The sequence below is a fragment of the Anaerosalibacter sp. Marseille-P3206 genome, assembly GCF_900155565.1.
Classification (GTDB): Bacteria; Bacillota; Clostridia; order Tissierellales; family Sporanaerobacteraceae; genus FUHM01.
Genome location: NZ_FUHM01000002.1, coordinates 89,070 through 113,211, shown reverse-complemented (window position 1 = coordinate 113,211; position 24,142 = coordinate 89,070). Strand labels below are relative to the sequence as shown.

General features: G+C 30.4%; 27 protein-coding genes. All 27 read right to left on the bottom strand.

Translation table 11 applies throughout. From position 1 onward, the window contains the following. Window positions 1-7 precede the first annotated feature (7 nt). The 27 genes from fliL to BQ9840_RS01625 all read right to left on the bottom strand — a co-directional run bounded on the left by fliL (window position 8) and on the right by BQ9840_RS01625 (window position 24,130). Window positions 8-433: a flagellar basal body-associated FliL family protein gene (gene fliL / locus BQ9840_RS01755; RefSeq protein WP_077367468.1), complete on the bottom strand. Its 426-nt coding sequence runs from the start codon at window positions 431-433 to the stop codon at window positions 8-10. A gap of 20 nt (window positions 434-453) precedes the next feature. After that, window positions 454-1,170 carry a flagellar motor protein MotB gene (locus BQ9840_RS01750; protein ID WP_077367466.1) on the bottom strand — a complete coding sequence of 239 codons (717 nt, stop codon included), beginning with the start codon at window positions 1,168-1,170 and terminating at the stop codon, window positions 454-456. Beyond that, window positions 1,170-1,955 (bottom strand): flagellar motor protein, encoded by a 786-nt coding sequence (locus BQ9840_RS01745; RefSeq protein WP_077367464.1) that lies wholly within the window; start codon window positions 1,953-1,955, stop codon window positions 1,170-1,172. Before BQ9840_RS01745 ends, BQ9840_RS01750 begins: the two co-directional genes overlap by 1 nt. 3 nt (window positions 1,956-1,958) lie before the next feature. Further along, window positions 1,959-2,174, bottom strand: a complete 216-nt coding sequence (locus tag BQ9840_RS01740) for a flagellar FlbD family protein (protein WP_077367462.1) — start codon at window positions 2,172-2,174, stop codon at window positions 1,959-1,961. Between the two features lie 53 nt (window positions 2,175-2,227). After that, window positions 2,228-3,622 (bottom strand): flagellar hook protein FlgE, encoded by a 1,395-nt coding sequence (locus tag BQ9840_RS01735; protein WP_077367460.1) that lies wholly within the window; start codon window positions 3,620-3,622, stop codon window positions 2,228-2,230. A 76-nt stretch (window positions 3,623-3,698) separates the two neighbouring features. Next, window positions 3,699-4,079, bottom strand: a complete 381-nt coding sequence (locus BQ9840_RS01730; RefSeq protein WP_077367458.1) for a TIGR02530 family flagellar biosynthesis protein — start codon at window positions 4,077-4,079, stop codon at window positions 3,699-3,701. A 15-nt stretch (window positions 4,080-4,094) separates the two neighbouring features. Next, window positions 4,095-4,544 (bottom strand): flagellar hook assembly protein FlgD, encoded by a 450-nt coding sequence (locus BQ9840_RS01725; protein WP_200804843.1) that lies wholly within the window; start codon window positions 4,542-4,544, stop codon window positions 4,095-4,097. A gap of 11 nt (window positions 4,545-4,555) precedes the next feature. Beyond that, complete coding sequence (locus BQ9840_RS01720; RefSeq protein ID WP_159436056.1) at window positions 4,556-5,893, bottom strand: flagellar hook-length control protein FliK; 1,338 nt, start codon at window positions 5,891-5,893, stop codon at window positions 4,556-4,558. A gap of 26 nt (window positions 5,894-5,919) precedes the next feature. After that, window positions 5,920-7,185, bottom strand: a complete 1,266-nt coding sequence (locus BQ9840_RS01715; protein WP_077367454.1) for a hypothetical protein — start codon at window positions 7,183-7,185, stop codon at window positions 5,920-5,922. Between the two features lie 21 nt (window positions 7,186-7,206). Continuing rightward, window positions 7,207-7,659 (bottom strand): flagellar export protein FliJ, encoded by a 453-nt coding sequence (gene fliJ, locus BQ9840_RS01710; RefSeq protein ID WP_077367452.1) that lies wholly within the window; start codon window positions 7,657-7,659, stop codon window positions 7,207-7,209. Beyond that, window positions 7,659-8,993: a flagellar protein export ATPase FliI gene (fliI, locus tag BQ9840_RS01705; RefSeq protein WP_077367450.1), complete on the bottom strand. Its 1,335-nt coding sequence runs from the start codon at window positions 8,991-8,993 to the stop codon at window positions 7,659-7,661. The genes fliJ and fliI overlap by 1 nt, the downstream gene beginning before the upstream one ends. Before the next feature lie 5 nt (window positions 8,994-8,998). Further along, window positions 8,999-9,757 carry a FliH/SctL family protein gene (locus BQ9840_RS01700; protein ID WP_077367448.1) on the bottom strand — a complete coding sequence of 253 codons (759 nt, stop codon included), beginning with the start codon at window positions 9,755-9,757 and terminating at the stop codon, window positions 8,999-9,001. Further along, window positions 9,750-10,754, bottom strand: a complete 1,005-nt coding sequence (gene fliG / locus BQ9840_RS01695; RefSeq protein WP_077367446.1) for a flagellar motor switch protein FliG — start codon at window positions 10,752-10,754, stop codon at window positions 9,750-9,752. The genes BQ9840_RS01700 and fliG overlap by 8 nt, the downstream gene beginning before the upstream one ends. 11 nt (window positions 10,755-10,765) lie before the next feature. Next, window positions 10,766-12,298: a flagellar basal-body MS-ring/collar protein FliF gene (fliF, locus tag BQ9840_RS01690; RefSeq protein WP_077367444.1), complete on the bottom strand. Its 1,533-nt coding sequence runs from the start codon at window positions 12,296-12,298 to the stop codon at window positions 10,766-10,768. Between the two features lie 28 nt (window positions 12,299-12,326). Beyond that, on the bottom strand, window positions 12,327-12,626 hold the full coding sequence (gene fliE, locus BQ9840_RS01685) for a flagellar hook-basal body complex protein FliE (protein WP_077367442.1): 300 nt from the start codon (window positions 12,624-12,626) through the stop codon (window positions 12,327-12,329). A gap of 13 nt (window positions 12,627-12,639) precedes the next feature. Continuing rightward, complete coding sequence (gene flgC / locus BQ9840_RS01680; RefSeq protein WP_077367440.1) at window positions 12,640-13,080, bottom strand: flagellar basal body rod protein FlgC; 441 nt, start codon at window positions 13,078-13,080, stop codon at window positions 12,640-12,642. A gap of 2 nt (window positions 13,081-13,082) precedes the next feature. Continuing rightward, the gene (gene flgB / locus BQ9840_RS01675) at window positions 13,083-13,490 is read right to left on the bottom strand and encodes a flagellar basal body rod protein FlgB (RefSeq protein ID WP_077367438.1); all 408 of its coding nucleotides are present in this window, start codon (window positions 13,488-13,490) and stop codon (window positions 13,083-13,085) included. A 269-nt stretch (window positions 13,491-13,759) separates the two neighbouring features. Then, window positions 13,760-14,542, bottom strand: coding sequence for a GTP-sensing pleiotropic transcriptional regulator CodY (codY, locus tag BQ9840_RS01670; protein ID WP_077367436.1), 783 nt, complete (start codon window positions 14,540-14,542; stop codon window positions 13,760-13,762). Between the two features lie 16 nt (window positions 14,543-14,558). Beyond that, window positions 14,559-15,944: an ATP-dependent protease ATPase subunit HslU gene (gene hslU / locus BQ9840_RS01665; RefSeq protein ID WP_077367434.1), complete on the bottom strand. Its 1,386-nt coding sequence runs from the start codon at window positions 15,942-15,944 to the stop codon at window positions 14,559-14,561. Window positions 15,945-15,957: 13 nt separating this feature from the next. Next, the gene (gene hslV, locus BQ9840_RS01660) at window positions 15,958-16,488 is read right to left on the bottom strand and encodes an ATP-dependent protease subunit HslV (RefSeq protein ID WP_077367432.1); all 531 of its coding nucleotides are present in this window, start codon (window positions 16,486-16,488) and stop codon (window positions 15,958-15,960) included. Window positions 16,489-16,651: 163 nt separating this feature from the next. Beyond that, window positions 16,652-18,757, bottom strand: coding sequence for a type I DNA topoisomerase (topA, locus tag BQ9840_RS01655; RefSeq protein ID WP_077367430.1), 2,106 nt, complete (start codon window positions 18,755-18,757; stop codon window positions 16,652-16,654). A gap of 34 nt (window positions 18,758-18,791) precedes the next feature. After that, on the bottom strand, window positions 18,792-19,889 hold the full coding sequence (gene dprA, locus BQ9840_RS01650) for a DNA-processing protein DprA (RefSeq protein WP_077367428.1): 1,098 nt from the start codon (window positions 19,887-19,889) through the stop codon (window positions 18,792-18,794). 4 nt (window positions 19,890-19,893) lie between these two features. Beyond that, window positions 19,894-21,423: a YifB family Mg chelatase-like AAA ATPase gene (locus tag BQ9840_RS01645; RefSeq protein ID WP_077367426.1), complete on the bottom strand. Its 1,530-nt coding sequence runs from the start codon at window positions 21,421-21,423 to the stop codon at window positions 19,894-19,896. Between the two features lie 59 nt (window positions 21,424-21,482). After that, on the bottom strand, window positions 21,483-21,824 hold the full coding sequence (locus BQ9840_RS01640) for a YraN family protein (RefSeq protein WP_234978594.1): 342 nt from the start codon (window positions 21,822-21,824) through the stop codon (window positions 21,483-21,485). Between the two features lie 7 nt (window positions 21,825-21,831). Then, window positions 21,832-22,110 carry an EscU/YscU/HrcU family type III secretion system export apparatus switch protein gene (locus BQ9840_RS01635; protein WP_077367422.1) on the bottom strand — a complete coding sequence of 93 codons (279 nt, stop codon included), beginning with the start codon at window positions 22,108-22,110 and terminating at the stop codon, window positions 21,832-21,834. 3 nt (window positions 22,111-22,113) lie between these two features. After that, window positions 22,114-23,514: a hypothetical protein gene (locus tag BQ9840_RS01630; RefSeq protein ID WP_077367420.1), complete on the bottom strand. Its 1,401-nt coding sequence runs from the start codon at window positions 23,512-23,514 to the stop codon at window positions 22,114-22,116. 10 nt (window positions 23,515-23,524) lie between these two features. After that, window positions 23,525-24,130, bottom strand: a complete 606-nt coding sequence (locus BQ9840_RS01625) for a ribonuclease HII (RefSeq protein ID WP_077367418.1) — start codon at window positions 24,128-24,130, stop codon at window positions 23,525-23,527. Window positions 24,131-24,142: the final 12 nt, after the last annotated feature.

Below are 24,142 nucleotides of genomic sequence, written 5' to 3'. Positions count from 1 at the left end.
TACCTCCCTACTGTATAATTAAATCGTCAAAATATACATTTATAATGTTTTCATCATTAAACAGCTTAACTAAACTATTTTTTATCTCTGTTTGTAATGCTATTTGACCTTCTCTTCCTTGTATATCTTCTTCTTTTTTGTTTCTAATGATTTTATTTATTTCATCTCTTATTAAAAATTGTCTGTCTTGAATTGTTGTGTAAGTCTTTTCGTCAATTATTTCAATGGTAGTTTTTATCTTAATTATCTTTTTACTATCTTTTAAATTACAATACATATCATCTAATGTAATATAAAACTTCTCAGCTTCTTTAACTTTATTCGAATTACTACCATTATTTTTAAACAAAACAAAACCCATAATAGTCCCAAAAATTGCAAATAAAACAACTATAACAAGAATCATAATAATTATAACCTTTTTCGTTTCCATATTCCCACCTCACTTGATTTCTATGGCTCAAGGGCTTCTTCAGAAGTTCTTAAAATAACAATATCTACCCTTCTATTTTTTGCCTTGTTTTCTTTTGTATCATTTGGAGCAATAGGTCTATAATAGCTATAACCAGAAGACGAAATTCTTTCGCCATCAATACTCTCAACTTCAACTAAATATCTTAAAACATTTGTTGCACGTATTGCTGATAACTCCCAATTAGTAGGATATGTAATTGAGCGATAAATAGGATCAGAATCTGTATGTCCTTCAACCTTTATCTGTTTTTCCTTAAACTCATTTCTGTTTAAAAGTTCTGCTACATAATGTAATATCTTCTTTGATTCAGGCTTTATATCAGCTTTTCCTGAATCAAAAAAAACACTATCTGCAAATCTAATTACTAGTCCTCTTTCTTCAGTAGTAAGAGTTATTTTATTCTCTAAATCAATGCTTTCTGCATACTCTTCAATAACTCCTTTAAGCTTTTCAAGCTCGTCTTCGTCAACATTGTAATCACCAGCTAGGTTCTCAGGAATATCCATTGCTGTACCACCTTGCAAAACACCAGCACCACCTTGAAATGAGCTCATAATACTCCTGAACTTTTGTGCGTCAATGTTTGAAAAAGAAAAAAGTAATACAAAAAAGCAAAGCAATAATGTAACCATGTCACTATATGTAGTTAGCCATTCTGCAGCTCCTTTTTTTTCTTCTTTCTTTCTTTTTCTCATTATGCTCCCTCACTTTCAGACTGGCCTTTGTAGTCTTTTCTCATTTCTGGTGGTATAAATGTCTTTAATTTTTCTTCAATAATTCTTGGGTTTTCTCCAGCTTGTATGGATAATAGACCTTCTACCATTAATTCTTTAACTAAAATTTCTCTACCACTTCTAATTTTTAATTTATTAGCCAATGGTAAAAATATTAAGTTAGCTAATAGTGAACCATAAAAAGTTGTAACAAGAGCTACTGACATACTAGGGCCTATTGTTGATGGATCATCTAAGTTTTTAAGCATATTTATTAGTCCAACTAGTGTCCCTAACATACCATAACCAGGTGCAAAAGCTCCCATAGTTTCAAAAATACTTTGTCCTTCAGAGTGTCTTTCTTCAAGAAATACCAATTCTGTTTCTAATATATTCCTTACTAGTTCAGGATCTGTACCGTCAACTATAAGCATAATACCTTTTTTGAGAAAATCATCATCAATTTTCTGACCAAATTCTTCAAGTGAAAGTAGACCTTCTTTTCTAGCTACATTTGCTAAATTAATTATATCACCTATTACTTGCTCTGGTGAAGCTTCTTTTTTAAAGAAGGCTTTCTTAACAACCTTAAAGGAATTTAGAAAACTTTTTATAGGGTAACTTATTAATGTAGATGCTATAGTACCACCTAAAACTATAATAACAGAAGCTAAATCCCAAAAAGAACCTAATTCTCCTGATGTTACAATACCACCAATGATAAAAACAATACCACTTATTAAACCAATGATAGTTGCTATATCCAATAGTTACACCTCTTTTCTGTCTACATTCATTTTATAATAGTCAATAGCTCGTCCTTTAAATGCTATTATTTTGTCAACTACTTCATCTACTGACTCTTGTACAACCACTTTTTTCCCTGTGGTTAGAGAAATGACCGTATCTGGAGTTTCCTCTATGAATTCGATTAAATCCGAATTAACTACAAACTCTTTGCCATTTAATCTCTTAACCTTTATCATAATTATCCCACCTTTTTTTATAGTTGGGTAGATGAATCTACCCAACTATATTACTATCTTTTCATATTAACTAATTCTTGTAACATCTCATCAGATGTAGTAATGATCCTTGAATTAGCTTGGAAACCTCTTTGAGTAGTAATCATTTCAGTAAATTCCATTGAAAGATCCACATTTGACATTTCAAGTGTACCAGGTGCAATTGCTCCATAGCCACTGTTATCAGCTTTTCCTAATTGAGGTTCACCAGAGTTTCTAGTATCAATAAAAAAGTTGTTTCCTAATTTCTGAAGCCCCATAGAGTTGTCAAATTTAGCTAACATGATTTGTCCTAAATTTTTTCTCTCCTCGTTTGTAAATATGCCCTCCACTACTCCTGAAGCATCTATAGCAAAACCATTTAATACCCCAGATGTGTTTCCATCTTTTGTATATGGTTTAGCATCCATATCATTTGCATATTGGGTTAGTTTTAAAAGATTGTCTTTATTACTAAAATCAAAAACAGTTATTTCACTGAAATTTCCTGCAGGCTTTATTGCATCATTTATATCTTCATCATTTACATCTTTATTAAAAGCTATTTCTTTAAGATTAAGTAATACTTTTATCTTATCATTAGCCTCTTTATCGTCTTGTATATCATGTTCTCCTATTTTTATCAATTTCCCATTTGCATCAAAAAGTAGATTTACACTATTATTATCACCAAAATTTACTTTATCCTCTCCGTCACACTTTACATAATTCCCAGTAGACTGCTCAATGATTCTATCAACAGACATTGTCCATTTTGTATTTTTTTCATCATCTTTTGCACCTTTTGTAAACTTATATCTAACTATATATGAATTACCTAAACTATCATGGATAACAGTATCTGTTGTATATTTTTCACCTTCAGCTATCCTAGCATCTAAATTTCCCCTGATATTCATTTTGGTTGTAGCAGATGGTGGAACTGTTTCTGATCTATTTACTACTATTCCTCCGATTTGATCTGTAATCTCACCTTTTCCATCAACTTGATACCCTAATACCTTAAATCCATCAGGTGTAACAAGATTTCCATCTCTATCTAGTGAAAAGTTACCTGCTCTTGTGTAGAATCTATTTTGAAAATTTGTATCATCACTTACTACAAAAAAACCTTCACCATCTATCATTAAGTCAGTAGGATTGTCTGTTCTTTGTGCTGGTCCTTTTGTGTGTATAGTGTTTATTGAGCCTATATTTACACCAAGGCCTACTTGTTGAGGGTTAGTACCTCCTTTTCCTCCTTGAGGTGCACTAGCTCCTCTTATTACTTGACTGAATACTTCTTGGAAAGTCATTTGACCTTTTTTGTATCCTACTGTGTTTACATTTGCAATATTGTTGCCTATAACATCCATTTTATTTTGATGTACTCTCAAGCCTGATACACCTGAGAACATTGATCTCATCATAATACATACCTCCTAAAACTTAGGGCAGCTATATCCTCTATCAATCAGATATAGATAACTTCCTTTTAAGGTCCAGTTATAATATCACTGCCCCGTCAATATTTGTAAAAACATTTTCTTTAATTTGATCCCTTGTCATTGTTGTAACTACAGTTTTGTTTTTTACACTTGCAATAAATCCCTTATCTCCAATGATTATTAATGCTTCTTTGACTCCCTTTTCTTCTGCTTTTTTAAATGCTTTCTGAAGTTTTTGAACATCTTCAGAGTCAAGTTCTATATTTCTAGTATCCATTCTCTCAACTGCATGTTTTGAAAACTTAATCTCTTCATTATTTGCTTGAATCTTTTTAAGTATGTCTTCAAAGTTCTTGTTTTGAGATGTTTTTATCTCTTTTGGTTGAAGAGAAGTATTTATAAGCCTGTTTTCTAATTGTTTAATATTAATGCTATTCATAAAATCAACTCCAAACTAATCATTGTCAGGATTTGCAGCAACAACTAGCGTTTCTTGTTTTTCAGAATCTACTTTAGTATCTGGTTTTATAGTTTCTCCAAAATAAGTATCCATTGCTTTTCTAATATTAAGCAATTGCTTTAATGTCTCTATACTTGAATCTATATGATTTTTATTAAGAGCCTCTATAGTATCCTTTATATCTGATTGGGATTTTTGAAGGCTTGCATTTAGATTCTGAACTTGTTCAAGAGTACTAAACTGTGCCATTTGTGCAATAAACTCCTTATCTTCCATAGGATTTAATGGATCCTGATTGGAAAGTTGAGTAACTAATAACTTCAAGAAAGCATCTTTATCTAGTTCTCCAGTTTTTTTAGAATTGCCTACTTCAGTTTTTTTCTTATCATCAAACTTGTAGATGTGTTCTTTGTATTCTATCTTATTTAAATTGTTAATCTCCAAGTTTTCACCTCCTAAGCCATTAAATCAAGTTTGCTTTCACTTCCTATACTAGGACCATATGAAATGGTACTTTCTTCATACAAATTTAAATCATCTAAATCTAGTTGTTTCATTTTTATCTTTTTCTTTTTACTATTATTAAAAGTATTTTGTCTGTTTTGTTTTTCAAAATCCGAATTACTTCCCACCTGAACCTCAAAAGCTTTTATTTCCATACCTTGTTTTTCTAATCCTTCTTTTAGCTGATAAATATTCGCTTCTAATAGTTCCTTGACTCTATAATTATCAACTATAGCTTTGGCCACTACTGCTCCTTTTTCTAGTTCAACTTTTAAAACTAAATCACCTAATATCTCTGGTTTTAACTTTATCCTTATTTCAGACTTTTCACTGTCTATAATAGCTTTTCCTTTGTCTATAATTTGTTTTAATACTTCTTCCTTAGGCACTTCAATTTCTTTGTTTATAATATTATCAACTTTCTTATCGAATGTTTGTTCTGTTTTTGTATTGATACTCGAAAGTTCTTCAAAGGAATCGCTTGTATTGAGTTTGTTTTCCTCAAGTTTTTCTTCTGGTACTTCTGCTTTTTCTTCCACCTTGATTTCTGGAGTTTCCTTCTTTTCAAAAATAATCTCCTCATCAGTAGAAATAGCTTTTGTATTATCTAATTCTTCTTTTTCTTCACTTTCTACTTTTGTTAGCATTTCATTTTTTACTTCTAGAGATGGTATTTTACTCATTACTGGCTTAAGCTTTTCCTCAAGTTCAAGTATTTGAGTTTCTAATTTGGATACTATGTTCTCATCCAATTGTTTTACAAACTCATTTTCTGAATCCAATACCAAGTCTTTTACTTTAGTTAAGTTATCAGTAACATTTTTCAATAACTCAATATTTTCTTCACTAATCTCCAAATCTACATTGCTATTCATCACAAATGATTCTAATTCTTCAAGTAATTGTACAGCATCTTCTTCAATTACTTCTACATTTTCCATTTCATTTGTCTTGTTTAATTCAATTAGATTTAATATAATTGCTACTATTTGTTCATTTATACCTTCTAACTCTTCAAAGATTTCTTCCTTTTCTTCTTCATCTATTACTACATTAGTCTTATCTTTTGTAGATTTGTTTTTGATTGTTTCACCTTTGCTTTCCATTTTTACTGGTTTAATGTCTTTAGGTAGATTATTTTCAACACTACTCTCTGATATATTAGATTTTGCTTGTTTTAAACAGTTTAAAAAATCCTTCTCATTTTTTGAGATATTATTACCCCTTGAAGATGAAAAAAAACAATCTAACCCCTTTAGTTCAAGCATGGATGACTTTATATTTTCCAACATTTCACCTCCTTTACATAATTTTTTTATGGTTTAGCTAACATTTGAGTTAGCTGGGAAGCCTTTTTTGTATCCATATACCCAATAATTTTAGAAAGGGTTTGTTTCTTTATCCTACTTAAAACATCCATTATTATTGTTGAATCTGATATTTCATAAACTGGTTTTGTATCTATTTCCAATGAAGTCACAGTACTTGTATTGTTCATCATGTTTTCTACTATCTTTGCTACTGTAGCAGGATTCATCTTTTCATATACAGCCACCAATTCATCAATTTTTCTATTATACTCACTTACAAACTGGATAGCTTCACTTATCTCTACAGTCTTAGAAGCTTCAGCCTTATTTAGTTGTTCTTTATCTCGAATTGATGTAAATAGCTCTTCTGTAAAATTATCATCATGTACTTTCGAAAGAATTTCTGCTGATCTTTTTACTGATAGATTCATATATATAGCACCTAATTCATCCATAGTATAAGTTTCAGCATTCCCTATTTCTTCTATGGCAGTATCTATGGGCTTAGCCTCATACAGGCTAGCTAAATCTGCTAATCTATTATCTTCTATTTCTAATTTTAACATTTCATTTTCTAAACTTGTTCTTTTGTTTTCTTCAATTTTAGACATTACAACATCTTTAATGTCTTTATCAATATAATATAGTATTCTTGAAGCCTTGTTTTCTTTCATGTAGCTTATAATACTTGGAAGCTTGTCCATATAAGCTGTATCTTCATTAGCTTTTTTTTCAATTTCATTAATTGAAACTAAAATATCATTTTTCTCAAGTCTAGATATTTCATCCTTAAGTTGGTTTTGCTTTTCTTTTTGTATTTCATCATGTATTGAAAAAAGCAAATCCTTCCTAAGTTCTATGTTCCTAACTAGCTTTAATATTTCAGAAGTTTTACTTGAAGATATGCCATTCATTATTTTGATTATATCATCAAAAAGCTTTTCATCATTCTTTTTAACTATGTAGATTTTATCTGCTGCACTACTACTATCTAAGGAAAGATAATAATTAGCTAAATAAGTCTTTTTATCATTTCTTTCACTTTCAGTAGGATAGTTTCTAAAATATTTACCAACAAATCCTGGTGCTTTAACTAATTTATTATTTACTTTTACCTTAAATGTCTTGTTGGTATTATAAAGTATTCCTACAATAACCAGCGGTACTACTACAAATGAAACAATCAATATCATTCTTAACTTTCGATTTTTCTTCTTCTTTGGTTTTTTTATGTTTTCAATTTCGTTATTTTCAATTTCTATATTTTCCATAATGTTAAACTTCACCCCCTATTATCGGGTACTCTCTCTATAAGAAACTATTGTGTCAATAATTTTTTCTTCTTCTTTTTTCATAGCATACAAATACTCATCATACCTGTATTCTTTTAGTTTTTCAAACATTTTTTTCTCTTTTGTTGCTTCAAGCAATTCTGTTTGTTTTTTTTCTACATATGCTTTTGATTTATGTACCTCTTCTTTTTGATTATTGATTTTAGTATTTATATCTAATAAAAAGTTATTGTACATCTTTAAATCATTGATACTTATATTAGAAGTAGACATATTTCTCTCTCTAATAATATTATCTTTAAAGCTATTGTAACTATTTAAAATCTTTTCATCATTATTCAATCTCTGTCTTGCTTTTCCATATTCATTCTTTTTATTTGTTTCAATGCCCACTTTATAATCAAGGACCTTTTCTAACTTAAAATTAAATTTTTCTATGCCAATCGCCCCCATTAATTATTACTATTAGCTTTTTCTGTTATGGTTTTAAGGATGTTTAAGGTTTCCTCAAATGTGTAGCTCACTAATGTTTTTTGTGTTAAAAATTCATTTATTTCATCAATTAATGCTATGGCTAAATCTAACTTTTTGTTACTTCCCATTTTATATGCACCAATATTTATTAAGTCCTCAGATTCTTTATATATTGCAAGTATATCCTTAATAGTATTTGACATCGCTAAATGTTCTTTTGTTACAATACTAGGCATTACCCTACTTATACTAGCAAGTACATCTATGGCAGGATAATGGTTTTGATTTGCTAGTTTTCTAGAAAGAACAATATGCCCATCAAGTATTCCTCTAACCGTATCTGTTACCGGTTCATTCAAATCATCTCCATCAACTAACACAGTGTACAATCCAGTAATAGTTCCCTTGGATGATGTACCTGCTCTTTCAAGTAGTTTTGGAAGTAGTGCAAATACTGAAGGTGTGAACCCCCTAGTAACAGGTGGCTCTCCAATAGCTAATCCTATTTCTCTTTGAGCCATTGCAAAACGAGTTAAAGAATCCATCAGTAGCATTACATTCATTCCCTGATCTCTAAAATATTCTGCAATTGCTGTTGTTACCATTGCACCTTTAACTCTTATTAGTGCTGGTTGGTCAGATGTTACAACAACTACAACTGATTTTTTTAGACCTTCTTCTTTTAAATCGTTTTCAATAAACTCTCTTACTTCTCTTCCTCTTTCTCCAATAAGACCTATAACATTTACCTCAGCTGTAGAATCTCTCGAAATCATTCCCATTAGTGTACTCTTTCCAACTCCACTACCTGCAAAAATACCAATTCTTTGACCTTTGCCACAAGTTAAAAGCCCATCAATAGTCTTTACCCCTAAGGATAAAGGGTCAACTATCTTTTTCCTTTCTAGAGGATTTGGTGGAGACTCATTTACAGGATAGCTCTTTAAAGTCTTTATTGGCCCCTTGTCATCTATAGGATTCCCTAATCCATCCAAAACTCTGCCTATTAGGCCCTTCCCTACATTTACATTTAAAGTGTTGCCACTTCCAACTACTTTACTACCTAATGCTATTCCCTCCATTTCTCCTAAGGGCATAAGTAGTATTCTATCTTCCTTAAATCCAACAACCTCAGAAACCACTGGTTCCTTTCTACTGTGAGGATAAATATAGCACAATTCCCCAATACTAGCCATTGGTCCATTTGATTCAATAGTCAAACCTGTAACTTTGGTTATCTCTCCTGTATATCTTACAAGCCTTTTATTATTGACTGCATTTATATATTTATTAATATTAACTGATTTCTCCATTTCAATCACTCGCTACTTAGAATATTATTTAAGAGTTTTTTTACTTTTTCTACTTGATCTTGAACACTCATATCCACATTACCGCTAGAAGTTTCAATGATACAATCTCCTTTATCTAAATTGCTATCAGCTTTCACTTCTAACTCATTAATTAAACTTGCCTTAACCAGTATCTTATCCTTTGACATTTCTACAATGTCATAATCTTCTCTAGGAACTCTAACCACTAAATTTTCTGTAGCATTTAAACTCTCTATTCCCTTTAAAATAAGACTTACTATATATTCCTTATCCTCATCTATCTTCTCATAAATTACTTTTTCACAAATATCTATTACTAATTGAATTACATCTTCTTCAATTTCACGATAAATATTATCTTTGGTTTTCATACATTCATTCTTAATATCAATAGCTTCTTGTATTAACTTGTCAGATTCAGTTTTGCCTTCATCATAACCTTTAGAATATCCTTCGCTATTTCCTTCTTTATATCCTATATTATACCCTTCATTATATCCTTTTTCTCTAAATTCTTTAAAAAGTTCTTTTGACTTTTCATATGCTTGATTTAGATGATTTTCTTTTTGTTCATTAGCTTCTGTTATGATTTTTTCTGCCTCTTTATTTGCCTTTTCAAGAATGCTTTCATATTTCTTTTTTGCCTCTTCTATTAATATTTTTTCCTCAACATTTTCAGGCTCTTCAAAAATAGTATCATTGGGTTTTTCAATTACTCTAAAAGATTTGATTACTTTAGACAATTATTTCATCTCCTCCTCTTGGAGTTATGATTTCTCCTTCTTCCTCTAATCTTCTAATAATATTTACTATATTTTGTTGTGCCTCTTCTATATCTTTTAATCTAATTGGACCCATAAACTCAATATCTTCTTTAATCATTTCAGCTAATCGTTTAGACATATTAACAAATACTGTCTCTTTAACTTCTTCACTAGCACTCTTAAGCGCAATAGCCCATTGACTGTTATCAACTTCTCTAATAATTCTTTGGATACTTCTATTGTCAAGGCCAACAATATCTTCAAATACAAACATTCTCTTTCTAATCTCATCACTAAGTTCAGCATCTTTTATGTCTAATTCCTCCATGATATATTTTTCAGTTCCTCTGTCTACTGAATTAAGTATATCTACAACAGATTGAATACCACCTGCAACTGTAAAATCTTGAGAAACAATATTGGAAAACTTGCTTTCCAATACACTTTCTATTTCCTTTACAACTTCTGGTGACGTACTATCCATTATAGCTATTCTACGAGTTACTTCAGACTGTTTCTCCTGAGGTAAACTTGCTAATATATGTGCTGATTGGGCTGGTGACAAATATGACAATATTAATGCTATAGTTTGTGGATGTTCGTTTTGAATATAATTAAGCAGTTGATTTGGATCTGCTTTCCTTACAAATTCAAATGGTCTCACCTGTAAAGATGATGTCAATCTACTTATAATGTTAACTGCCTTGTCAGCTCCTAAAGCTCTCTCTAAAACATCCTTAGCGTAATTTATACCACCTTCAGAAATGTATTCTTGAGCTAAACATAATTGATAAAAGTCTTCTATTACTTCCTGCTTTTCTTCTGGAGACACCATTCTCATATTGGCAATTTGAAGTGTTAATTCTTCAATTTCTTCTTCATTTAAATGCTTAAATATTTCAGCTGATTTTTGAGGTCCAAGTGCAATCAATAGAATTGCTGCTTTTTCTTTACCATTTAATTCTTTATTAGACATTATTGTCACCCCTACTCATTTAGCCATGATCTTAACAATTGTGCAACCGCATCTGGTTTCTTATCTATGAAGTTTTCTATCTGAGTCTTCATCTCTGATTTTTCAGCTTCAAAATTAATTTCATCTATCGCTTGTTCTTGACTAATAGCCTCAGCTAAAGTTCTCTCTAAATCATCGTAAATCTCTTCTTCTTCTTGTTCTCCCTGTCTTTTCTTATAAATAACAAATCCAGTAATAGCAAAAGCAAGTAGAACACCAATTATTAACCATATAGCTATATTAGACTCCCTCTCTTCTTTTTCTTCTGCTAAAACACCTGTACTGAACTCTTGAGAACTAACTTGTACTTCTTTAGTATCTAATCCTGTAGCTGCAATTATTAAATCTTTTATTTCATCTTTTTTCTCTTGAGTCATTTCTCCATCAACTAATACATCTTTATTTATTAAAACCGCAACTGTAATAGTGTCAATTTGTCCTGGTGCTTTACGAATTTCTTTGTTAATTTCATTTAATTCATAATTAATAGCACGACTCGCCTTATCGTATTTAGAATTTCCATTGTCTTCCATTGTGTAATCATCCGGCATGTTTTCCTCAATACCAGGAACCCCACCCTCAGCACCATCCGTTACATGTTCTTCTACTTCTTCCATACTTCTAATAAGCCCTTCTTCATTTCCTTCAATAGGTGGTGAAAATTCTACTATACTAGTCATTTCACTATCAAAATCCATTTTCACACTAGTTCTTACATCGACATTACCATAACCAAAAACATTTTCTAAGAACCTTCTTAAGCTCTCATTTGTTCTTATCTCTATATTTTGTTTTATACTGTACTGATCTGTTATAACAAAATTTGATTCATCACTGTTTTCAGTTAAAAGTCTACCAGAATCATCAATAATAAGAACATTATCAGGATCCATGTTTATTGAACCAGCAACAAGATTTTTAATTGCTGTAATAGTATCAATCGGAAGATTTTTATTTTGATCCTTTTTTATAAACACTGAAGCAGTAGTATCTTTTTTGTCTTCCTCTAGAATAAATCCTGTGTCTTCTTTCTCGTCTATGTACACCGTTGCACTTTCAATTCCTTCTATTTCAGATATTGTTGAAGCAAGTTCATTTTGAAGAGCGTATTTAACTCTTTCCCTTTTCTCGTAATCCGTCATTGTCCAACTACTGTCATTAAATGCATCAACAAATCCATATCCTTCTTTTGGTAGACCTTCAGAAGCCAGTTCTAATTTTAGTTTGTTTTTAACATCTGCAGGTACCAAAATGGTATTCTCTTTATCACCAGTTTTCCACTTTATATTCATTTCATCTAATTGTTTGGTAACTTGTCCAGCATCTTTCGCTGATAGATTATCGTATAATACCTCGTATTTAGTCCTAGTCAAAGCAAAAATAAGTACAGTAAGTCCCACTACTATTAAAATACTACTGATAATTAGTTTCTTTTTCTTTGCCTTATCCATGTCCTGCCAGAAATCATTTAATTGCTTCTTCATCTGCGCAATAGTATCTCCCACCTAATCACCCCATTTCTTGCTAGATCAATTATAATTGCATTCTCATTATTTCTCTATAAGCATCAACAACTTTAGTTCTTATGCCCATAGTAAATTGCAATGCAATATTTGCCTTTTCTGCAGCTATCATTACACTATGGAGATCATCTACTTCGCCTGTAGCTAAAAGTTTCTTATAGTCTTGTGCTTCAATTTGCAAATCATTAACCTTGCCTATTGCATTTTTAAGATATTGTCCAAAGGACATCTCTACATCTTTAGAACTGTTGTTATTATCAATAGTATTAAAGATCTTATTTTCACTATATGGTATAGCTCCTATTTTCACTATTCAACACCTCCTACTTTCTACCTATTTCCATAGATTTCATCAATAAAGTTTTGGTAGCATTCATTGCAGTAATATTAGCTTCATATGCTCTCTGGGCATCAATTAAATCTACCATTTCTTTGACCATTTCCACATTTGGCATTTTAACATAACCATTCTCATCAGCATCAGGATGACCAGGTTCATAAACCAACTTAAAAGGTGTTGTATCTTCTACAATATCAGTAATTTTTACCCCTCCACCATTAAATTTATTGGTTTTTTGGGATAAATAATATTCAAAAGGAGTTGATTTTTTTTCTTGAAAAACTACCATTTGTCTTCTATATGGCATTCCACCAGTACCTCTTGTGGTTTCTGCATTTGTCATATTTTTAGATATTATATCTATTCTAGTCTTTTGAGCTGTTAAACCTGTAGCATTAATATTAATAGAATCAAACATACCCATTATTATTTACTCCCTTCCGCAATAGCATTCTTTATCTTTTCATACTCATCTATGAGTTGTTTTGTTAATGCATCAAACATTATAGTGTTTTTGTAAAGTTCTGCCATTTCCGTATCTTGATTGACGTTATTTCCATCAAATCTATAAGATGTTTTATTGTCTTCAACTATTCTAGGTTCATTATTTTTAAACCCACCAATACCTGGTATATGTCTTTCATCTGTTGTATTTAACTTTTTTTTAGAAATATTGAGTTCTTCTTTCAAACAATCTTCGAATAGTATGGTTTTCCTTTTATAATTTGGGGTATCATTATTTGCTAAGTTTTGATCAATAACTTTATTACGAAGCCAAGTACCATCTAAAGCTTTTTCTAGATATTTTGAGTTATTATATATACTATTTAACATTTTCTCACCTCTCCCACTGCACATATATATTATAATAACCTATTTTGTATAATTTTTCTACATATTAATCATAATATTATAGAACTATTTACTTTTTTGGTATTTAATGATATTTTTCGCATTACATAATCTTTGTTTTCATAACATAATTACTATTCTCCATAGAAATCTATAATCCTTCAATTTTCGAACTTTTTTTTATCAAATTTAACAATTAGTCCTTTTGCACTATTTGATTTTAAATTAAAAAAATAGTAGGATAACTCCTACTATTGTCTTGCTTTTTTTAATTCATCCATTAATTTGTCATTTAGTATTTTTATATGTGTCCCTTTCATACCAAGTGATCTAGATTCTATAACACCTGCACTCTCAAATTTCCTAAGAGCATTTACAATAACTGATCTTGTAATCCCAACTCTATCAGCAATCTTACTTGCTACAAGTAAACCTTCACTCCCATCAAGTTCATTGAATATATGCTCCATAGCTTCTAATTCAGAATATGATAAAGTACCTATTGCCATTTGTACAACTGCCTTTTTTCTTGCTTCTTCTTCTATTTCATCATTTTTAGATCTAAGTATTTCCATACCAACTATAGTTGCACTATATTCTGATAGTACCAAATCATCTTCTGTAAAATCTCTACCAAATCTAGATAATACAAGGGTGCCTAATCTAACTCCACCACTGTTTATAGGAATTATAGTAGTAACTTTATCTGGATAATCACATTTAGATACTTCATCAAATACACATTCTAATACTTCTTCTACATTTTCTCTTGTTTCTAAAACCTTTAACAATTCATCATTATATTTTTTAGGAAATCTCTTTTCCTTTACAATCTCACTTTGTATTATATCGCAATCAAAACCTGAAGATAATTCATAACCAAGAACTCTACCCTTTCTACTTGCAATATACACATTTGCATCTAATATATCACTAAGTATTTTTGTTAGTTCTGGAAAAGATACAGGTTTTGAGCCAGAACTTTGTAATGCCTTATTTAGTCTCCTAGTTTTTTGTAATAAGCTTTCACTCATATTAATATGTCCTCCTCTATAATATATATTTTGATATGTCTTTTTGCTGTATATCATTCATCAACTTTATCTTTACATATTCGTCGTCTACAACGATTTCATTTTCTTTTAGGTCTGGAGCATTAAAAGAAATATCCTCTAACAATTTTTCTATTACAGTATGAAGTCTTCTTGCCCCAATGTTTTCTTGTTGTTCATTTGAAATATAAGCAAATTTGGCTATTTCTTCAATGGCGCTTTCAGTGAAAGATAAATTGATGCCTTCTGTCTTCAGTAATAATTGGTATTGTTTTATGATAGCGTTCTTTGGTTTTGTAAGTATTTCTTTAAAATTGTCCTCTGTTAAGTTATCTAGCTCTACTCTGATCGGAAATCTTCCTTGAATCTCAGGTATAAGATCACTAACCTTTGAAACATGGAATGCACCAGCAGCCATAAAAAGAATGTGATCAGTCCTTACAGGACCATATTTTGTCATGACATTACTACCTTCAATTATAGGCAATATATCTCTCTGTACACCTTCCCTAGATACATCAGGACCAGAAGAATATCCACTTCCAGATATCTTATCAATCTCATCAATAAACACTATACCTTTTTCTTCTGCCCTTTTAATACCTTCTTCTATAACTTCGTCCATGTCAATCAATTTTTGTGCTTCTTGGGAACCCATTATTTTCTTTGCTTCTTTTATAGTGACCTTTCTTTTTTTAGTTTTTTTAGGTAAAAGGTCTCCTAAAATATCATTCATATTTATATTGTATTCTTCAATCCCCATACCACTAAATAACTCTACAGTGGGATTTGAAGATTCCTCAACCTCAATTTCTATAATCCTATTGTCTAATTCTCCACTTTTTAAAAGTTTTCTAACTTCTTCTCTTTGAATACTAATATTTTTAAGTTCTTCATCATCTCCAACTTCTTCTTCTGAAGTTCTAAAAAGCATATCTAATGGATTATTTATATTTGTTCTCTTCTTTGATTTCGGAACGAGTAGTTCTATGATTTTTTCCTCAGCAATTAGTTTTCCCTTGTCTAGCACTCTTGACACTTCTTCTTCTTTTACCATTCTCACAGAGTCTTCTACCAAATCTCTAATCATAGAATCCACATCTCTACCTACATAACCAACCTCTGTAAATTTTGTTGCCTCTACTTTTACAAAAGGAGCATTTACAAGCTTTGCTAATCTTCTAGCGATTTCAGTTTTCCCCACACCTGTAGGTCCTACCATGAGTATGTTTTTAGGTTTTACTTCTTCTCTGAAATCATCTGGTATTAGGCTCCTCCTATATCTATTCCTAATAGCTATTGCTACAGCTTTTTTTGCTTGCTCTTGGCCAACTACATACTTATCTAGTTCCATTACAATTTCATTAGGGGTTAACTCGACCATAGAATCACTCTCCTTATATAATTTCAAGGGTTATATTATCATTCGTATATACACATATTGACGATGCTATCAATAGCGATTCTAAAGCAACATCTTCTATATTTAAATCAGAATGCTTAATTAAAGCTTTTCCAGCAGCTAAAGCATAATTTCCTCCAGAACCTATAGCAATTATACCTTCATCTGGTTCTATAACCTCACCATTACCAGAAATCAATAGTAGGTTTTCTCCATCTCCAGCTACTAGCATAGCCTCTAGCCTTCTTAAAACTTTATCTCTTCTCCATTCTTTAGCTAATTCAACAGCACTTCTTTTTAAATTGCCACCATGTTGCTCTAGTTTTTCTTCCAATATTTCTGCTAATGTTACCGCATCAGCTACAGAGCCAGCAAAACCAATAACAACCTTATCATTATAAATCTTTCTAACTTTTTTTGCTGAACTCTTCATGATGGTCTTATCACCCATAGTTACTTGACCATCACCAGCAATTGCAATGTTATTTCCTTTTTTAATTGCAATAATAGTTGTTCCCATCATCATGTAGACCACTCTCCTATAGAACAAATAGACCAAACAAATACTAACACAACTTTCAAATAACTTCAAGGGAAAAAAATAACAAGTTTTCAGATTATTCATTATTTTTTAAATTGTTAGTCTATGTATAGATTACTATATTTTTTATAAAAAGTACAGTTTTAATCTATTTATTTTTTTGTTTTTTTGTTTTATCTTCCTTTCTTTCATAATCACAAGTTTTTTCTGTGCATTTAATTGTAATATTATTTCTAGTTCCCTTTCTTACTAACATATTACCACACTTAGGGCATTTCTCTTCAATTGGCTCATCCCATGATACAAAATTACATTTTGGATAATTACTACAACCATAAAAACGTCTTCCTTTTTTTGATTTTCTCTCTACTACTTTTCCCCCACAAAGCGGGCAATTTACATTTAATTCCTGTAAAATAGGCTTTGTATTTTTGCATTCTGGATAGCCAGGGCAAGCTAAAAACTTACCATATCTTCCATATTTAACAACCATGTTTCTGCCACATTTTTCACATAAAACATCTGTTACTTCTTCTTTGATTTCTATTTTCTCAATTTCTTCCTCTGCAATTTTTAGAACCTTACTAAAATCAGAATAAAATTCATCTACTACTTTTACCCATGAATATTTACCATCAGCAACATCATCTAATCTATCTTCCATTGCTGCTGTAAACTCTTTATCAACTATATCTTTAAAATATTCTTCTAGCAATTCCGTAACCAATATACCCAATTCTGTAGGCTTGAAGTATTTGTTTTGTAATATTACATACTCCCTACTTAGTATAGTGCTAATAGTTGGAGCATAAGTACTAGGTCTACCTATTCCCAAATCTTCTAAAGTCTTAATAAGTGTCGCTTCAGAATATTGAGCAGGTGGTTGTGTAAAATGTTGATTTGGTTCTAATTTTTTTAATTTTACCTCTGCCCCTTCATTTATCGAAGAAATATTTAGTTCATTTTCATTTTTATCTCCACTATCGTAAAGCTTCATAAATCCATCAAATTTCATTTTAGAACCCGAAGCTCTAAATAGATATTTCCCAGATAATATTTTCACAGTTATAGTTTCATAAATAGCTGGGCTCATTTGGCTAGCAACAAATCTTTCCCAAATGAGTTTATACAATTTATATTGATCTTTAGTTAAAGATTCTTTTATATTATCAGGTATCCTAACTATAGATGTTGGCCTAATTGCTTCGTGAGCATCTTGAACTTCCCCACCTTTTTTATTTTTATATACCCTTCCACCTGTTGAATACTCTTTCCCATAATTACTGTAAATAAAATCATTTGTACTTTTTATAGCATCTTCTGATATACGCATTGAGTCTGTTCTGATATAAGTAATTAACCCTACTGTACCTTCTTTTTTTAAATCTATTCCTTCATATAATTGCTGTGCTATCATCATTGTTTTCTTTGTTGAAAATCCTAATCTCTTTGAAGCATCTTGTTGTAATGTACTGGTAGTATAAGGTGGATATGGATTTCTCTTTTTAGTTCCTGTTTTTACTTCATGTATATTATATTTTTTATCTTTTAAATAATTAAGTATCTCATCTACTTCTTCTTTTGTTTTTAAATCAATTTTTATCTCTTTTTTGTTATCTAATTCTCCATAAAAATTAGCTTCAAATTCATCATTTCCACTATTAAATATGCCTTTTATACTCCAATACTCTTCAGGAATAAAATTCTCTATCTCTTTTTCTCTATCACATATTAATTTTACTGTAACTGACTGAACTCTACCTGCACTTAACCCTTTTCTAATCTTCCTCCATAAAAGAGGACTAATTTTATATCCAACTAATCTATCTAAAATCCTTCTCCCCTGTTGAGCATCCACTAAATCCTTGTTAATTGGGCGAGGTTTTTTTATTGCTTTAGCTACTGCTTCTTTTGTTATTTCATTAAACTCAATTCTAATCAAATCATCTTCACTTAATTCTAATATATGTGCTAAATGCCAAGATATAGCTTCTCCTTCTCTATCAGGGTCAGTTGCTAGGAAAATCTTATCTGCTTTTTTTGCTTCACTCTTTAATTCTTTTATTACTGGACCCTTACCTCTTATAGTGATGTACTTTGGTTCAAAATTATTATCAATATCTATACCTAAACTACTTTTAGGCAAGTCCCTCACATGCCCAACAGAAGCCTTTACCTTATAATTTTTACCTAGAAATTTACCTATAGTTTTTGCTTTTGCAGGTGATTCAACTATTACTAAATTCTTTTGCAAGATATGCACCTCCAACGAAATAATTTATAACTAATCATGACAATGTATATACTCTACCTGGTAACTCTTTAGCTATTCCTTTTAATTCTAAAATGGTAAGAGTACTAATAACAGTGGATATATCCAAACCTGTTAAATAAACTATATTGTCACAATGAATTGGTCTTTCTTTTAATGTATCTACAATTTTTATCTCAATAGGACTTAAATCAGAATAATCTATTTCTTCATTTTTTAATAAACATAATCTTTCCTTTAACTCATAAATTTCCTCTAATATGTCCTCTATATCCATAACTATTTTTGCCCCATCTTTTATTAAACTATTAGTCCCCCTACTAAATATACTATTTATATTTCCAGGAAGAGCAAATACTTCCTTGCCCTGTTCAAGCGCATGAGTAGCTGTAATTAAAGAGCCACTTTTTTCAGTAGCTTCTATCACAATAACACCTAAAGAAATTCCACTAATAATACGATTCCTTTGGGGGAAATTTGTAGCAAAAGGTTGGGTTCCAATTGGAAACTCAGACATAACAACTCCTTGCTTTATAATGTCTTCATAAAGCTTTTTGTTATTGCGAGGATATATGACATCTACACCACTACCTAAAACTGCTATCGTTCTACCATTTTCATCTAAGGCACCTCTATGGGCACAAGTATCTATTCCTTTTGCCATTCCACTAACAACAGTCACTCCAATACTTGCTAATTCCTTTGAAAACTTTTCACTAGCCCATTTTCCATAACTAGTTGATTTTCTTGACCCTACAATAGAAATAGATAATTCATCTTCTTCAACTAGAGTTCCATTACAATACAGTATTGTGGGACTGTTATGAATATATCTTAACCTATTTGGGTAGTTTTCATCAAGTATAGTTACAGCATTTATTCCTAATTCATCGATTTTTTCTAATATTATTTTTAATTGTTCTGGATTTCTATTATATAAAATTTTTTCCTTAACTTCTTCTTTTATACCTTTGATTTTTGAAATTTCAACACTTGGCACATCCCAAATATCTTTTATATTGTCAAAGTACTCTAATAACACCTTGATTGTAGCATTGCTAATAAATATACTGTTTAACCAAATAAGAGTCTCTCTATTAGTAAAGCCATTCATTCTCTTACCCCCAATACTTTTTATCTAAACTTCTATATTGAATAGCTTCTAGTATATGTTTTTCATTGATTGTTTTTTCACCATCTAAATCAGCAATAGTTCTTGATACTTTTAAAATTTTGTTATAACTTCTTGCACTAAACTTAAATTTATTAAAAGCTTGTTTCATTATCTTTTCTGCATTCCCATTGAGTTTACAATATTTTTTAATATTTTTTGCTGAAAGTTGACCATTAGAAAATATTCCTTCTTTATCGTATCTCTCGATTTGCATTTTTCTTGCATTATTAACCCTTTCCTTGATATCCTTTGAAGAATCTGATTTTTTATCACTATTTAAATCTAAATAATTTACAGGCATAACCTCAGTATGGATATCTATTCTATCTAAAAGAGGATTGCTTATCTTATTCAAATAATTGTCAATACTTCTTTGTGAACAAGTACATTCGTGATGAGGATCTCCATAATACCCACACGGACAAGGATTCATGCTTGCCACCAACATAAAATCAGCGGGATAAGTTAATGTAGCACTAACTCTAGAGATAGTCACAAATCCATCCTCTAACGGTTGCCTAAGTACCTCTAATACTTTTCTTTGAAATTCTGGCAACTCATCAAGAAAAAGAACTCCATGATGAGCTAGAGATACTTCTCCAGGCTTAGGTATCCTTCCACCACCTATTAAGGAAGATGCTGACGCAGTGTGATGAGGAGCTCTGAAAGGTCTTTGACTTACTAAATAATCATTATTTAAAAGCCCTGCAACACTATATATCTTAGTAATTTCAACTGACTCTTCAAAAGTTAGGTCAGGAAGTATTGATGGTAATCTTCTTGCTGCCATTGTCTTACCTGAGCCAGGAGGCCCTATAATCAAAATATTATGCGATCCAGCAGCTGCTACTTCTAATGCTCTTTTCAATCCATCCTGTCCCTTTATATCACTAAAATCTTCTTCATAATCCTCTTTATAAGGAAAGATATTTTTATTCTTTTTATATTGAAAATCTATTTCAATTTCCCCATTCAAATAGTACACCAATTCCTTTAAATCTTTTACAGGAACTATCTCTACATCATCTATAGCTCCACATTCATTTCTATTGTCATAGGGCAATACAACTTTTCTTATGCCTAGCTCCCTAAGAGATATAACCATAGGAAGGGCTCCCTCGATTTTATTTATCTTTCCGTCCAATGATAGTTCACCTAAAAAAGAAATATTACTAAAATCCTCATACATTATAATTCCCATAGCAGACAGAAGTCCTATTGCAATAGATAAATCTATCTGAGACCCCTCTTTTTTTAGATTTGCTGGAGCTAAATTGACAGTAATTCTATTTAACGGAAATTCATATTGACTGTTTTTAATAGCAGTCCTAACTCTTTCTTTTGATTCCTTTATAGCAGTATCTGGTAATCCAACTATGTTAAAATTTGGTAAACCTCTTGAAATATCAGTTTCAACTTCTACTATAAAACCACTTAACCCCTGAAGAACACAAGTTTTAACTTTCGAATACATAGTCTACTCCTTTGCAGATTTATTTAAATATTCAATATATTCAAAGCATGTATACATATTTACATAAAGGCATTTTCATAATGATTTATCTTGTTTTCCTTGCCCAGATAAATCTCAATAATATCAAATCTTAATTGAATGTTTTTTAAACCATGAAGTTTAACATAATATAGCGCTGTTTTTATTATTTTATCTTGCTTTCGCTTATTTACAGCCTCATAAGGATATCCATAATTAATATTAGTTCTTGTTTTAACTTCTATTATAACTAATAAATTTTCTTTCATTGCTATAATATCTATTTCACCGGTTTTCAATCTAAAATTTCTTTCTAATACCTGATACCCATTTTCTATTATGTATTCACAAGCTATGTCTTCGCCTTTAAATCCCTTTTCCAAATTACCCCTACCCATTTATATCACCTAATTTCTTATCTAAATAATAAACATATGCAATTATCTCTGCTACAACATCATATAATTCAGGTGGAATTTCCTCTCCTAAATCCAATTGCATCAAATTGTCGATTATATTTTCATCCTCATATATATGGACTTTTTCTTCTTTACCCTTTTCAATGATTTTTTCAGCTATATATCCTTTTCCCTTGGCTACCACAAATGGAGATGAATCGTCTTTGTTATATTTTAAGGCAACAGCTTTTTTATTCTTATCATTTTTCATAATCTACACCCGCACGTCTAAATAATAATAAGGTTTATGATTGTCTATAAGTGTATCTAAAAGGCTTGTCTTATTATCTGTTATATAGTTTAGTGCATTTAATTTATAACCCTTTTCTTCAATTAGATTATATAATTTTTTTTCATAAGATTTGATAAAAGATATATGTTTCTCATCTAAATTAAAATTAATATTAACTAAATCATCAAAAGCCTCACACATTATTTTAACATTGCCTAAATATTTCATGTTTAAATTAATAAAAACATTTAATTTCTCTGATTTTCCCTTTGAATGTCTTTTCTTTTTTAAAAAAGAAATAGAACCATCTGTTTCTCCATCTTTTATAGTCAAAGGTATATACATGAAATTCAACTCTTTGTTCATATCATTTAAAAAATCAATTCTATTCCCTAGTTCTTTTATTGTTTCTTTTATATCTTTGCTACCATCTGTTTTTTCATTTGTTGAAAAATCTTTTATTAATTCTAATTTCTTTTTTACATCGTCATTGTATTCTCTTAAAGAAACAATATCTTTTTCTGTAAAAGTAATATTTACCTTACTATTACTATCTACTTTTTTCTCATTTGTATTAGACTTATCTGAATGATCATTTAATTTATCTATTAATTCTTTTGAAATTATTTCCTCATTGTCCATAAGCCTAAATATATTTTTTAGATTGTTTACTGAGATTTTTATGTTGTTTTTTAATAAAAATATAACAGTCTTTATAAGTTTACTATCAACTTCTCCATCAGATATCATAGGTTTTATTTCATCATATATAAAATCCAAATTCTTTTTTTCAGGGTACTCACTATTATCTACTAAAACAAAATCCATTATCTGAGATTTTACAGGATCTGATTCATTGTTTAAGAGTATAACTTTCTCCTCTGAGGTCTTACTGCAAATATAATCTATTTTATCCAATACTCTAATGCTTTTCTCTAAGTTTTCTTTGTTTATAGGAATATTGTACTTAAACAGTGTTTCTATCATTTCAACTGTAGTTTTATTTTCTACAATATTGTGCTCTTTTAAAATATTTTTAATAATATGGGTTTTAGCTGATGTATCTTCCTCTGCATTTACGAGTATGAAGTCTTTTTCTTCTTGATTTACAATCTGAGTCTTTGGCTGTTCTTCTATTAATGGTACAAGTTTAATAGAGTTTTCATCATTGGATTTTACTAGAAATTTTAAATTCTTTCCTTCTAAATTATCAATGGGTATTTCTATTTTACCTTCAATTAATCCTAAGTTTTCTATATCAAGTAATATAGAATCTTCAAATATCTCTATTATTTCTCCATCTATAATACTTCCTTCTTTCAAAGGAGAGCCATCTAACTCTAATGTTAAAATTTCTTTTAAAGTAAAATCATCTATTCTCATACATTACACCCTAAATAATCTTTTTTAAAAAGCTTAATCTATGTATAGGGCAAGGACCTATTTCCTTTAGAGCTTCTCTATGTTCTTTTGTTCCATATCCTTTGTTTTTTTCAATTGCATACCCATTATATTCTTGTCCCCATATTTGACATTTGCTATCCCTATATACCTTAGCAACAATGGAGGCACACGCAATACCATGTGATTTTTCATCACCTTTTATAATACTTGACTGAGGTATATCAATATAAACTTCTTCTGCATCTATTAAAAGATAATCTGGTAGTATTTGATTGCCTTGTTTATCCTTTAAATTAAGTATTGCCTTCTTCATTGCAAGTCTAGTACTCTCTTTTATATTAATTTTATCAATAGTATCTGGATCTACTTGTCCAATTCCAACTGCTATTGCTGTTTCTAGTATCTTTCCATATAACTTTTCTCGCTTTTTAGCTGTTAGCTTTTTTGAATCATTAACACCTTCAATCAAAATTTCCTTTGGCATTATTACAGCACAAGCAACAACATCTCCAGCTAAGCATCCTCGTCCTACTTCATCTATACAAGCTATATAATTATAACCTTCTTCCCATAAAGCTTTTTCTAATTCTAGCACATGAACTCCTCC